This is a genomic window from Paenibacillus sp. GM2 (assembly GCF_900069005.2).
In the GTDB taxonomy this organism is placed as follows: domain Bacteria; phylum Bacillota; class Bacilli; order Paenibacillales; family Paenibacillaceae; genus Fontibacillus.
Genome location: NZ_LN831276.1, coordinates 159,362 through 172,521, shown reverse-complemented (window position 1 = coordinate 172,521; position 13,160 = coordinate 159,362). Strand labels below are relative to the sequence as shown.

Genomic DNA, 13,160 nt, shown 5'->3' with positions numbered 1-13,160 from the left:
GCGCTTAATTATGTCTTTTATAATGATAGCAAGTTGCGACTTAGCATCAAGGAGAGGGAGTATTTGCATTCTGTTTGTAAAGACAAGGAGGCATAACACCGGAATGGACCATGGAAATAACGTGAACGTTAGTGTGGAGTCGGAGTCGCTGGTTCGCATGGATAATGGATGGGTACGCGTCGAGATCCATTTGGACAACGGGGAGTATTCGGCTGTCGGGCAAGGCTTATTTTTATTGCAGGGTGTGCGCAGTGCGTTTCGTTGGAAGGGCCGGGAGTATCATACAGGTCTGTATGAGCGCCATAAATGGAGGGAGGAAGACGCGCTTGAGAACGGCTTTGGCAGCGGAAAGCATATTGTGGTGCAGCATGAAGATCCACGTCTTCCCCGGATAGAACAGCATTTTTATTTATATGAGGATTCATCCTTTTTTCTCACAAAGGTGGTTGTTCAGCATGAAGAAGAGATTCGAACCAATCGGATCTCGGTCATAAATACCAATGAAGATCTGTTTGACCGCAATGCTGATCTTGGGGATGAGCTGTATGCGCTTCGGGTGCCCTATGATAATGACAAGTGGGTCCGCTATTTGGCGCAGCCTTTTCCGCTTGAGACGGAAAGTTATGAGGTTGCTGCCTTGTTTCTGCCGGACAGCCGCCAGGGTCTGATTCTGGGGTCCATCACTCATGATCAGTGGAAGACAGGGGTCCGGATAAAGGGAGAGCAAGCAGGCAAGCTGGATGAGCTTGATCTGTATGGCGGGGCCACGGGGATGATGACCCGAGATTCACAACCGCATGGTTACTTGAAGGGGACGCGGGTCGAATCACCGCTAGTATTTGCAGGATTTTTCGCGGATTATCGGGACGGACTTGAAAAATACGGCTGGGCTAACACATGTGCAGTGCCTCCTTTGCCCTGGAAGCTGGGTGCTCCGTTCGGCTGGAATAGCTGGTCGGCCGCGATGAGCAATCTGGATTATGAGTTGTATACCTCCACGAGCGATTTCCTGCATCAAGAAGTACAGCCGTTAGGGTTCCAGAATGAAAATACGCTTTATATCAATTTTGATGCCTTTTGGGATCGATTAACGAAATCGGAAATGGAGGATGCGCTGAACAGAGTCCGCAGGAACGGACACAAGCCAGGGACCTACTGGACGCCCTTTGCTTTTTGGGGAAGTCCTGATCAGATGGTCAGCCCGGTCGAAGGAACAGATGGCCAATATACGTACAGTGATATTTTGCTGCGTGATGCGGACGGAGAGATTCTCCCGGATATTGCCGGCGGTCTGGCTATTGATCCAACACATCCCGGAGCGCTTCAGCGTATCGATTGGTTCACCAATAAGATGCTCTCGGAAGGGTTCGAATATATCAAGCTCGATTTCATGGCGCATGGTGCTTTGGAAGGCAGACATGATAACCCGGACATCACGACAGGAATTGCCGCCTACAATTATGGCTTGTCCTATTTAGCAAGCAAGTTGTCGCCGGAAGCGACCGGCAAATCGATATTTATCAACCTGTCTATCGCGCCGTTATTCCCCTATGCCTATGCGCATAGCCGACGGATTTCATGCGACGTATTCGGGACGATTGCGGATACGGAGTATTTGCTGAATTCTTTGACGCATGGATGGTGGATGAACAATACGTTGTACCGGTTTAATGATCCCGACCATTCTGTGATCTATAGGAGCTGCAATCAGGAGGCGACGACTCGTCATGAGGGGCGTAGCCGGCTGACAGCCTCGGTTATTGCCGGAACGGTATTGCTGCTAGGCGATGATTTCCGCTATGAGGAGGCTGCCTGGCGCGCCAAGGCCTGGCTCAAAAATCGGGAGATCCTGGAGGTTGCCCGATTAGGTAAAACATTCAGGCCGTTGGAAGGAAATTGGCAAGACAGGGCGTCAGATACTTTTATGCTGTTAAATCATGATCAATCGGTCTATATTGCCGTATTTAATTTTGATGGACAACAGTCCGTCCGCAAATCCGTTCCTTTGCATCGTGCTGGACTTGCTCCGGGGGGAATATATGATGCCTTTGATTTATGGGAGGGAACGGCGAGCGAGGTTCAGGAAGAACTGGCTGTAAGCTTGGAGCCTGCGGAATCTAAACTATTCAAGTTGACCCTGAAGAACAAGTAAAAGGAGGAAGCGCTATGCATATCCAGCGATTTGGCTTCATTTCAAAAGTCATGATCCTATGTTTATGTTTGGTTCTTATGTGGCCTATTTCAGTTCATCAGGCGATAGCAGATGGAAATACCGGGGTGACATCCGGCTCACGTGCCTACGAGGCAGAAGCTGCGGTAAATAGCTTATCGGGCAAGGCTGAAATAACCGATTGTCCGGTGTGTTCAGGCGGACGCAAGGTAGGTAATTTATACGGCGGTTCTTCGCTTCAATTTAATAATATAACCGCAGAAGTTGAAGGGGTGTATAACCTGAGAATCTCTTATATCTCCGGAGATTCCAGGCCAGCTGCTATATCGGTGAACGGGGCGGAGCCGGAACGGGTTGATTTCCCCAAGACAGCCGATTGGAACACCGTAGGAACCTATGATTTTCAGGTTTACCTATCCCAAGGAAACAATACGATTCTGTTCGATGATCAAGGGGGATATTCTCCGGATATAGATAAAATCGTATTAAGCTACGTATCCGATGATGGAGCCGGATCCGGAAATGACGGAGATATCGGAGAGCTTGGAGAGCAGGTCAGGGTTTCAAAATACGGGAATATTACCCTGACAGAATATAAGCAAGGCTTCAAGGCTTCAAACCCGTCCTATGATTTGCTCTACAATACAAGGACTGGCTTATCCCAATATAATTGGCACGGAAGGTTCGTCGCCAAGGGGTTGTATAGCGAAGTGAAGCTCGATCGGATTGTGGCCAGCATTGATTATGAGCAACATATTTTTGAAAAGGCAGACATTAAGTCCTTTCAGGATGCAACCGGTTCCGGTATTAAATTAACCGTCAGTAATGAGCAGCAAGACTTGCCTAAGCTTCAGCAAATCTATTATATCTACAATGAAGGTAATTATTTGCTTACAGAGATAAATGTATCCCGTTCCAAGGCGTTAGGGATCGCGGAGATTGCGCCGGTAGTTCTCCATTCCAAAGGCGGCATCGACCTTGGCAGTGATAACGACAACCGGGTGCTGGTCGTTCCGTTCGATAACGATAACTGGTCCAGATATCAGGCGAAGACGATCAATACGTTTTTGAATACGGACAATTACACGAGCTCGGAGCTTACAGCGATATATGACAACACAAGCCGCATCGGTCTGGTAGTAGGTTCGGTGACGCATGATATCTGGAAGACAGGCATTGCCTGGAGCGGGACTAATGACAAGTTGAACAAGCTGCGTGTGTATGGAGGATTCACATCCTCCGCCTCAACGCATGACAGTCTTCCACACGGTGTGGTCACAGGGCAGCAGATCAGCTCGCCGAAGGTTCTTATCGGGTATTACAGCGATTATCGCGACGGATTGGAGGAATACGGCCGGATCAATGCGGCCATTGCCCCTCCGCTGGCCTTCGGGCAAAAGGTGCCGACAGGAGTCCCGGTGGGATGGAATAGCTGGGGTGCATATGACAGTGGGCTAAGCTATGAGAAAGCAGTAGCCGTCTCAAATTATTTTAAGGCGAATCTGCAAAACGCCTCCTTCGAAAATGAGGGCAACCTTTATATTAATCTGGATTCCTATTGGGATAACATGACGGATCAACAGTTGTCAGACCTCGTGAAGCTTATTCATAATAACGGGCAGAGAGCAGGAATTTATTACTCGCCATTCGTCTATTGGGGAGACAATATGAATCAGGAGGTTGAAGGCACTAACGGCAAGTACACCTATGGGGATATCGTTCTACGAGATCCGGCAGGCAATATTTTGCCAAAGCTGGACGGAGCTTATGCTGTAGACCCTACACACCCGGGAACCAAGCAGCGCATTGATTACTATATGAATCGCTTTAAGCAGCAGGGCTTTGAATATATGAAGATTGATTTTCTAAGCCATGGAGCGCTTGAAGCCAAGCATTATGACCCGCAGATTGAGACAGGCATTCAAGCGTATAATCAGGGGATGGCTTATGTAAATAAAGCGTTGGACGGTACCATGTTCATCAGCGCTTCGATAGCCCCTTTGTTCCCAAGCCAGTATGCGCACAGCCGCCGCATTTCCTGCGATGTTGACGGCAGTCTTGGCAGCACGGAATACCAGCTGAACAATTTAACTTATGGATGGTGGCAGAACGGGACCATTTATCATTACACAGATCCCGATTATATGCACCTTACCAAAGGGGGCTCGCTTGAGGGAGCGCAGTCCCGCGTCAATGCCGCTGTTATTTCGGGAACGGTCTATCTCAATTCCGATGACGTATTGGATGGGACGGCACAGCAGTATATGAAGCGTCTCCTAACCAATCCTCGCGTAAATGAGCTTGCTGTCAAAGGGAAGGCCTTCAAGGCTGTGGAAGGAAATACGGGAACCCAGGCTGCTGATATGTTCGTCTTGGCCGAGGGTCAGGACACTTATTATCTTGCTGTATTTAACTATACTCAAGATTCGGTCGGGCGCCAGATTGATCTGGCGAGGGCCGGCGTAACAGGGAACAGCAATGACGCCTATATGCTGACGGATATTTGGACAGGGGAGAACTGGAAGGTGAATGGAGTGTTCGACATATCTTTAAAACCGGCTGAATCTAAACTGTATAAGCTTCAAAGAAAATAACAGGTACTGGCTTCTGTTCTGGTATTACACATTGGATGGAAATTCAGCCTAAAGAGACGATTCCCACATATCGGGAATCGTCTTTTTTTAGAATGAGCGTGGCGGATGGGCAGGTTTCTTTACTCCGGCCGTGCAATAGCGAAGATCTCGCCCAACTTCGAATAGTTGTTGCCGGCGAGACGACTGACTGGCTTCAGCTTTTCGGCATCAATCCGGCCGTTCTCGTACAGATCGTCTTCGATATGGAAGCAGATGACCCTGCCGATAATAAGGTCGCAGGTAGGGGATGAAGGAGTTCCACCCAGTTCAATTGCTCTCTCCAGTACGCATTCCATGCGGATTTTGGCCTCGGCAATGCCGGGGACTTTGAGCTTTACGCTAGGAACAGTGGTAAGCCTGGCTAAGTCTAATTCACTCTGATTAGCAGGCAGATTGGCGGCCGTCTGATTGATCGCTTCAATATAATCCTCATCGGAGATATGAACGACAAACTCTCCCGTCTCTATGATATTTCTTGAAGTATCCTTATAGTCGCCTTGCTTCCGTTGAATCGATACAGAGATCATTGGCGGATCAGCGGTGACGACATTGAAGTAGCTGAACGGAGCGGCATTTACTACACCGGCATGGGATTGTGTTGTAATAAAGGCTGTAGGACGCGGGATGATGCTGCCGATCAGCAGCTTATAATTGTCTCTTTCCGCCTGATTTTCCGGGTAAATCGTTAGCATAGGTCACCTCTGTTTGTGTAGTATTTTAGTGTGCCCTGGGGTTCGGATTCAATGAGAAGGCGGGGTCCAGGGGAAGGCCGCTAATTCAGACTGTCGAGCTAGCTCTTGCAACTGCATCAATATTAGCCTGTTAGCTAATCAGCCAATCGGCTATCCGTTTGAAGCTCTAACGAAACTGCAGATCGCTATTTCTCTATAAACAGCGGTGAAAACAACCTAACGAATCTCAATATCGCTATTCAGGGGAAATCCCCGCTTCAGACCGCATATTTGCTTCAATAGCGATCCCCAGTTTCGTTACAATTTACAGCAGTCCTTTTTGGCCTCAATAGCAATCCCCAGTTTCGTTAAAGAAGTCAACGCTTGTGGAAATTCTGGAATACGGCACTCTACGGTTAATAAATCAGCGAGTAAATTAAGTAACTTTATAAAAGTAAGTATAACACGACATTTTACAAAGATAAAGTTATGCGCGGAATGAGCTGTTAATAGGAGGGAAGAGAGTTCTTTCAGCACCATTTACGAGTCATCGCTTGCGGATCAGAGGAGCGAGGTGCAAAGTGTATAATACCGCCGAAATAGAGCCAATTGTGGTTGGAATACAGGCGAAGGGGCCGCTTAGTAAAGAGGAGGCGGAACGGGCCAACAATCATCTCCTCGGGCTTCAGTCCGACGAAGCTGCCGACGAATAGATGGCCGGATTCATAGATGAGAATAGACGAGAGCAGTGGCGAGAATATAGTACTAACTGTATAAGATGGCCTTGCTTGGGAACGGCACAACGGCGGGCAACAAACCTAGCAAGGTTAGAATGAACGGCAATGGCAGCGGTCGAAGCATTTTTTCATATTACCCCTCACTTGCAGGAATGGGATAGATTACATGTCTATGAAGTGCAATCGCTATAATAGGGAAGGATGGACTTACAGATGATACGATATTTTCAGCAAACATGGTATATTAGCAACAGCATTATTTTTTCAAATAAAGGAGAGATTCCTGTGTATAGCAAGCTGAGTGCCTATTGTACCTCCAAAAAAGGAGCGGTTCAGGATTATCCGTTTGGTCCAGAGCCACTCGTCATGAAGGTGGGGGGAAAGATGTTCGCCCTACTGAGCGAGCAAGGACAGCAAGACACGGTGAACATCTCATTGAAATGCGATCCGATCATTGCCGAGAACCTGCGGGAGCAGCATCAATGCGTAATAGCAGGGTACCATTTGAACAAAAAGCATTGGAATACAGTCATTGTGGACGGCAGTCTTCCGCTTGCGGATCTGAAAGCGATGATCGATCATTCTTATGATCTTGTATTCCGCAGTCTGACAAAGAACGAGCGCGAATCTATCACGAAGAACCTGAGAGTCAAATAGAAGGCAGTACGGACATATTCGTCATTACACATTGCTAAAAGACAGGAGTTGATTGCATGATAAACTTGCTAGTACGTATCTATGGATATGGCTCTGAGCAGAGGGTTCCAACTGATCTTTGCTTAGGGCCGATCTCATACTGAACTGGAGCTCTCTGCTCCTCTATATATCGCAATAAGTTATATAGATGGGAGTAGAAAGATGAAATATCAGAATGCACAATCGATATTGCCAGAGGAACTGCTGAGCAGTATCCAACAATATATCCAGGGCGACTATTTATATATTCCGATCCGGCAAGAGCAGAAGCGGCAATGGGGAGAGTGTTCCGGCTACAGGCGGATGCTTGAAGAGCGGAACGCCGAGATCCTGCAAAGCTTCTGTTCAGGTATATCCGTGAAGGAACTTGCGCATCATTATTATTTAAGTGAGCACAGCATACGAAGAATTATTCGCGAGCAGCGAAGCGGACGACTTTGATGCTGGGTTATGCTTGCCCTTTTCCCTAGCTATGTTATCGGCTAAGCTTAGTCTTGAACAACATAGATACAAGGAGGCAGCTATGAATAATTACCATTTGCTCCATATCGAATTTGAGTATGGGGGGCATAAGCAGGTGATTACCCCGGTTCTTCTGCAGGATGAGCAGGATACCATTCTCATTGACTGTGGCTACCCTGATTTTATGCATCTGCTGGAAGCAGCGGCTGACAAGCAGGGGATCGCCTTCGAGTCGATTACCAAGCTGATCGTGACCCATCACGACATCGATCATATCGGTTCCCTTGCGGAGATCAAACGCTCTTATCCGCATATCAGGATCATTGCGCATGAATGGGATGCACCCTATGTTGAGGGAACAAGACGTTCGCTACGGCTTGAGCAAGCGGAATCCACGCTCGATGTTATACCGGATGAAGCCAAACCGCAGGCAGAGGAGTTTATTCGATCACTGCAGTCGCTCGAACCGGCGCTTGTCGATCAGACGGTGCACAGCGATGAGCTTTTGCCTTGGTGCGGGGGAATTGAAATTGTTCATACACCCGGTCATATGCCAGGTCATATCTCGTTATATCTCCCTTCCAGCAAAACATTAATTGCAGCAGATGCCGTAGTTATTGAGCAGGGTCAGCTGAATATTGCGAATCCACAATTTACCCTTGATTTGGAAGAGGCGGTACGCTCTGTCCAGCGTTTGCTGGATTATGATATAGAGCGAATCATTTGCTATCACGGGGGTCTCTATAATGGAGATGCAAAAGAAGCCCTGCAGGAGCTCGTCCAGAAATATAAATCATAGAGGGACAGTAAGGTGCTTATATGAAGCCTTCTTTTCGCAAGACGAAATGAAGGCTTTTTGCTATTCGTATTGCTGGCGACGTGCGCGGGCCTGAGGAGAGATTGAGTTTGTAAATTAATAATGATATGATGAATATCATAATGATAGTCTATATATCATAATGATAGTCTATATATCATTAACTATATTGACAATTTACTTACCAATCACAAAGGGGATGTAAGTATGGCAAGTATGTCAGGGAAAGTAGTAATCATCACAGGTGCGGGAAGCGGTATGGGTCGTGAAGAGGCTATTTTGTTCGCTAAAGAGGGAGCCAGTGTGGTAGCTACAGACATTAATGAAGCCGCAGTGCAAGCTGTAGTCCAAGAGATTGAAGCGGCGGGAGGACAAGCGGTTGCTTATGCACACAATGTAGCTTCTGAGGAAGAATGGGTAAAGGTTGTGGACGGAACCATACAGAAGCACGGTAAAATCGATGCCCTCGTAAACAACGCAGGTGTGTCTTTGCCTGCCGGATTGCTGGAAACCACGGTCTCTCAATGGGATAGAGTGATGGACATCAATGTAAAGAGTGTCTTCCTGGGAATGAAATATGTGATTCCACATATGCAAAAGATGCAAGGAGGATCCATTATCAATATATCCTCGATTGCCGGATTGACAGGCAGCAGCGGTGCCGGTGCATATACGGCATCGAAGGGAGCGGTTCGGATGTTGAGCAAAGCCGCGGCCGTTGATTTCGGCAAGGATCATATCCGCGTAAACTCCGTTCACCCCGGTTTTATCGAGACTCCAATGAGCTCGGATCTGATTAAGAATGAGCAAATGCTGCAATGGTTCCTGATGCAGACGGCGCTGCCACGCGTGGGCGAAGCCTCAGAAGTGGCCAAGGCTGTTTTGTTCCTTGCTTCGGATGCATCCTCTTATATTACGGGGATTGAGTTGCCTGTAGACGGCGGTGTAACTGCCAAGTAAGCGGCGGGACTTGAATATAACGATCATCGGTGGCTTGATTTCGGTGTTATACCGAAATTAGGTCGCCGATTTTTATTTTTATGGTCGACTAAAGGCTGATGAGGAACAGAGTAATTGAATTTTGTGCATTAGTGGGAGAAATCAATTGATTTCGTAACAATAATACTGTATGATACATAGTATAAATCATATACTGTATGACACATAGTAAGTTAAGTTGAAAAAGAGGTGTACTTCAAATGAGTACTCTACTGAATTCTCTCATAACGGAGCTTAGACGAGGAACATTGACTTTAGCCGTATTAAGCCAATTGCGAACGCCTCAATATGGATATTCACTAGTACAACTGCTGGAGGAGTCAGGCATCGGGATTGATCAGAGCACATTGTATCCTTTGCTAAGGAGGCTTGAGAAGCAGGAATTGGTCACCAGCAGCTGGGATACAACCGAAAGCAGACCGCGTAAGTATTATGTGCTGAGTGAATATGGATTTGAGATTTACGGGCAATTGAAGCAGGAGTGGTTAAGCAATTCGAAAGAATTGTACCGTTTATTAGCAGAGGGGGATGACGATGGATCTGATTGATATTTACATTCAGGAAGTCACCAGGCGGCTTCCGGAGAAGGATCGGGATGATGTATCCATGGAGCTTCGCTCCACAATTGAAGATATGCTTCCCGATGATTACAACGAGGGTGATATCAAGGAGGCGCTTGCGAAGCTGGGCAACCCGGCCGTATTAGCCAATGGCTATATGGATCGCCCAATGCATTTGATTGGGCCGCGTTATTTTGAGATTTACGTGTCATTGTTAAAGATGATATTACCGATTGCCATCGTTATTTCGATAATTTCTACCGTTGCTGAGCATCTGATTAATTATGGCGGAGGCACCGAATTAAATTTAATGATCGATACTGTTGTAAATCTGATCGTTCGGGGAATTGTCGGTTCATTCGAGGTAATCTTGCAATTCTTCTTCTGGATCACGGTGATATTTGCGATTATTGAGCGAGCGGATGTGAATAAAGGCTCTGCACCCGTTACTCCAAGATCTAAACAGTGGACACCGGATGATTTGAAGAAGCTTGCGTATATTCCTAAGAAGAGGTCCATTTCTAAGGTGGATGTGTTCGGAAGTTTGTTATGGACGGCGATCTGGACAAGTTTGTATTTCTATGCCGACCATTATGTAGGTGTATACCTGGGATCAGAGAACGGGGTTCAATTGCAGTATCCAACGTTTAACCAGGGAGTATTGCTCCAATATTGGCCGCTTGTACTTATTCTGGCTGGACTTGAGGTTGCGTTGGCTCTTTATAAATATATCGCTGGTCAATGGACCAAGGGATTAGCAATATTCAACATGGCTGTGCAACTGATAGATATTATTATCATGATCGTTATTATTCTCAACCCGAATCTCTTGAATCCAGGCTTTATCGCTTATATAGCTGATTTGTTCATAGTTAGCACCGAGGGAGTAAGCACCTCCATTGTTGGAGGAGTAATATTCATCTTTATCTTTTTCGGAGCGCTTAGTGTTTATGAGGGATTTCGCAAGGCCAAAATCCGTTAATGTTTGATTAGGAAAAGGGTTATCTCGCAGGTAGAAGGTCTACTGCTGAGATAACCCTTTTTATGCTGACATTAGATCTTCCACTTGAACTGAGAACTTAGCTTGATGATATCTGCAGCGCACGGCCCTCCGGCATATGCTTGGGCTGATCTCGGATGATCGTCCCGTCTTCAAGATGCAGCCAGGTATCAAAGCTATGCTGACCCTCCATTAACTGAATTACCCGAGCTCCGGTAGTGAACGGCTGATCCAAGTAAGCGTTTCGGGTGGTCCGTCCGTAGCATAGGCGAATCCCGTAAAGGGTTCCCCAGAAGTCGTTGCCGTGGTCATGACCGACAAAGGTGCCCATGATGTCGCCCATCTCGACCATAGCTGCGAAGAAGCCTGTATTCAACGGCGGGGCGCAGATTAATCGTTCCAGCTTCTGTCCATAGCATATAGTGAAATCCCAAATATCGCTATATTCAGGGAGCGGGATATGGAAGAAGCCGAGCGAAGGCAAGGGGGTTCCACCATGATTTGCTGTCAGTTGATGGGAAGTCCTTGTATACCAGTCGATCTGGTTTCTTCTGATCCAATCATAGTAGTCGATTCCTCTATGAACCAAGGGCGAATAGCTTCCTGTGTCGAGAAAATAAAGCGCTGCAGCAGGCAAATGCTGTCCATCCAGAATCTCAAGTACGTAGTTGCCAGAGCCATGGACACCTGGGGGATCGGGCTTTGCGTAACAGAACTTATGCATCAGCTGGAGCCTGTGCAACTGCTCACGGGTGAAATCCGGCGCCTCGGAATCATGGTTGCCAAATACGGCTGCCCAAGGAATCTGCAGTTCCTCTGGCACCGCTACAGCATCGCGGAACGCCTGCACCGGGTCCGGGCTCTTATTGCTGGCGATGACATCTCCGGTATACACTACAAGATCCGGGCGCTCCGCCTCAAGGATCGCCCTCATCATGGCACTCATTCGTGCTTCTTCCTCACACGGCTCACAAAACTCTGTGTCCGTGAATTGAACAATCTTGAACGTTCCGTTTTCCCTGAAATGCAACTGCTTTCTCATCTCACACCATTCCTCCCTTTCCGCTTTTGAAAGACACACAACCGCTAACGAAACGTGGTATCGCTATTTGGGCTCCAACGAACAGTCCCGGATTTTAACGAAACTGTGTATCGTTATTGGAGCAAAATTGGCTTCCAAAGCGGCGATTTGTCCTGAATAACGATACGGTGTTTCGTTAAAAAAATATCAGCGCTGTTTTTGCTCAAATAGCGTTCTGTAGTTTCGTTACGCTAGAGGCACAACCGCTAACGAAACGTGGTATCGCTATTTGGGCTCCAACGAACAGTCCCCGATTCTAACGAAACTGTGTATCGTTATTGGAGCAAAATTGGCTTCCAAAGCGGCGATTTACCCTGAATAACGATACGGTGTTTCGTTAAAAAAATATCAGCGCTGTTTTTGCTCAAATAGCGTTCTGTAGTTTCGTTACGTTAGAGGCACAACCGCTAACGAAACGTGGTATCGCTATTTGCGCTCCAACGAACAGTCCCCGATTCTAACGAAACTGTGTATCGTTATTGGAGCAAAATAGGTTTCCAAAGCGGCGATTTACCCTGAATAACGATACGGTGTTTCGTTAAAAAAATATCAGCGCTGTTTTTGCTCAAATAGCGTTCGGTAGTTTCGTTACGTTAGATGCATAACCGCTAACGAAACGTGGTATCGCTATTTGGGCTCCAACGGACAGTCCCCGATTCTAACGAAACTGTGTATCGTTATTGGAGCAAAATTGGCTCCAAAGCGGCGATTTACCCTGAATAACGATACGGTGTTTCGTTAAAAAAATATCAGCGCTGTTTTTGCTCAAATAGCGTTCTGTAGTTTCGTTAGGGTAGAGGCACAACCGCTAACGAAACGTGGTATCGCTATTTGGGCTCCAACGGACAGTCCCCGATTCTAACGAAACTGTGTATCGTTATTGGAGCAAAATTGGCTTCCAAAGCGGCGATTTGTCCTGAATAACGATACGGTGTTTCGTTAAAAAAATATCAGCGCTGTTTTTGCTCAAATAGCGTTCTGTAGTTTCGTTAGACGCACAGCGAATGATGCAAAAACGAGCAACGGAGTGAATAACGGTCAATGCACGATTCAACAACGAACCCGACGCACAACGATCGACGAAGTGAACAACGAACAACGAACCCGACGCACAACAATCGACGAAGTGAACAACGAACAACGAACCCGACGCACAACGATCGACGAAGTGAACAACGAACAACGAACCCGACGCACAACGAACAACGAACCGACGAGCAGCGAGCAGCGTATAATTAACAACCAACGAAGCAAGTTTCGTTTACGTTTCGGGCCACAGCGAGCAACGAGCAATGAACAATGAAACAAACAGCAAGCTTCACTTGCCCAATAAG

At 47.0% G+C, this 13,160-nt stretch carries 12 protein-coding genes; 9 read left to right on the top strand and 3 right to left on the bottom strand.

Annotation, left to right across the window (positions count from 1 at the left end; translation table 11 throughout):
• Positions 1-103 precede the first annotated feature (103 nt).
• Both BN1360_RS03195 and BN1360_RS03190 read left to right on the top strand, forming a co-directional pair.
• Positions 104-2,152 (top strand): alpha-galactosidase, encoded by a 2,049-nt coding sequence (locus tag BN1360_RS03195; protein ID WP_068778460.1) that lies wholly within the window; start codon positions 104-106, stop codon positions 2,150-2,152.
• Between the two features lie 77 nt (positions 2,153-2,229).
• Positions 2,230-4,764, top strand: coding sequence for a carbohydrate-binding protein (locus BN1360_RS03190; RefSeq protein ID WP_229520780.1), 2,535 nt, complete (start codon positions 2,230-2,232; stop codon positions 4,762-4,764).
• A gap of 119 nt (positions 4,765-4,883) precedes the next feature.
• Here BN1360_RS03190 and BN1360_RS03185 read toward each other — a convergent pair whose 3' ends face one another.
• Entirely contained in the window at positions 4,884-5,495 is a 612-nt protein-coding gene (locus tag BN1360_RS03185; RefSeq protein WP_068778458.1) for a flavin reductase family protein, read from the bottom strand.
• Between the two features lie 560 nt (positions 5,496-6,055).
• Between BN1360_RS03185 and BN1360_RS26175 the strand changes: the two genes are divergently transcribed.
• From BN1360_RS26175 to BN1360_RS03155, 7 genes are all read left to right on the top strand, one after another.
• Positions 6,056-6,187, top strand: coding sequence for a hypothetical protein (locus BN1360_RS26175; protein WP_267490876.1), 132 nt, complete (start codon positions 6,056-6,058; stop codon positions 6,185-6,187).
• A 309-nt stretch (positions 6,188-6,496) separates the two neighbouring features.
• Positions 6,497-6,868, top strand: coding sequence for an MmcQ/YjbR family DNA-binding protein (locus BN1360_RS03180; RefSeq protein WP_068778494.1), 372 nt, complete (start codon positions 6,497-6,499; stop codon positions 6,866-6,868).
• 201 nt (positions 6,869-7,069) lie between these two features.
• Positions 7,070-7,348 carry a CD3324 family protein gene (locus BN1360_RS03175; RefSeq protein WP_068778457.1) on the top strand — a complete coding sequence of 93 codons (279 nt, stop codon included), beginning with the start codon at positions 7,070-7,072 and terminating at the stop codon, positions 7,346-7,348.
• An 82-nt stretch (positions 7,349-7,430) separates the two neighbouring features.
• Positions 7,431-8,168, top strand: coding sequence for an MBL fold metallo-hydrolase (locus BN1360_RS03170; RefSeq protein ID WP_068778456.1), 738 nt, complete (start codon positions 7,431-7,433; stop codon positions 8,166-8,168).
• Between the two features lie 225 nt (positions 8,169-8,393).
• A complete protein-coding gene (locus tag BN1360_RS03165; protein WP_068778455.1) occupies positions 8,394-9,146 on the top strand; it encodes an SDR family NAD(P)-dependent oxidoreductase in 753 nt (250 codons plus the stop codon).
• Between the two features lie 239 nt (positions 9,147-9,385).
• A complete protein-coding gene (locus BN1360_RS03160) occupies positions 9,386-9,733 on the top strand; it encodes a PadR family transcriptional regulator (RefSeq protein WP_068778454.1) in 348 nt (115 codons plus the stop codon).
• Positions 9,720-10,727 (top strand): HAAS signaling domain-containing protein, encoded by a 1,008-nt coding sequence (locus BN1360_RS03155; RefSeq protein ID WP_068778453.1) that lies wholly within the window; start codon positions 9,720-9,722, stop codon positions 10,725-10,727. Before BN1360_RS03160 ends, BN1360_RS03155 begins: the two co-directional genes overlap by 14 nt.
• A gap of 97 nt (positions 10,728-10,824) precedes the next feature.
• Here the strand turns inward: BN1360_RS03155 and BN1360_RS03150 are convergent, their stop codons facing one another.
• A complete protein-coding gene (locus tag BN1360_RS03150; protein ID WP_068778452.1) occupies positions 10,825-11,787 on the bottom strand; it encodes a metallophosphoesterase family protein in 963 nt (320 codons plus the stop codon).
• A 1,089-nt stretch (positions 11,788-12,876) separates the two neighbouring features.
• Entirely contained in the window at positions 12,877-13,080 is a 204-nt protein-coding gene (locus BN1360_RS25815) for a hypothetical protein (protein ID WP_229520779.1), read from the bottom strand.
• Positions 13,081-13,160: the final 80 nt, after the last annotated feature.

What these genes read in the sequence shown, in the direction of transcription:
- BN1360_RS03165 (WP_068778455.1), top strand. Translation starts at nt 8,394, where the DNA reads ATGGCAAGTATGTCAGGGAAAGTAGTAATCATCACAGGTGCGGGAAGC.
- BN1360_RS03150 (WP_068778452.1), bottom strand. Translation starts at nt 11,787, where the DNA reads ATGAGAAAGCAGTTGCATTTCAGGGAAAACGGAACGTTCAAGATTGTT.
- BN1360_RS03195 (WP_068778460.1), top strand. Translation starts at nt 104, where the DNA reads ATGGACCATGGAAATAACGTGAACGTTAGTGTGGAGTCGGAGTCGCTG.
- BN1360_RS03160 (WP_068778454.1), top strand. Translation starts at nt 9,386, where the DNA reads ATGAGTACTCTACTGAATTCTCTCATAACGGAGCTTAGACGAGGAACA.
- BN1360_RS03170 (WP_068778456.1), top strand. Translation starts at nt 7,431, where the DNA reads ATGAATAATTACCATTTGCTCCATATCGAATTTGAGTATGGGGGGCAT.
- BN1360_RS03175 (WP_068778457.1), top strand. Translation starts at nt 7,070, where the DNA reads ATGAAATATCAGAATGCACAATCGATATTGCCAGAGGAACTGCTGAGC.
- BN1360_RS03185 (WP_068778458.1), bottom strand. Translation starts at nt 5,495, where the DNA reads ATGCTAACGATTTACCCGGAAAATCAGGCGGAAAGAGACAATTATAAG.
- BN1360_RS03190 (WP_229520780.1), top strand. Translation starts at nt 2,230, where the DNA reads ATGTGGCCTATTTCAGTTCATCAGGCGATAGCAGATGGAAATACCGGG.
- BN1360_RS03155 (WP_068778453.1), top strand. Translation starts at nt 9,720, where the DNA reads ATGGATCTGATTGATATTTACATTCAGGAAGTCACCAGGCGGCTTCCG.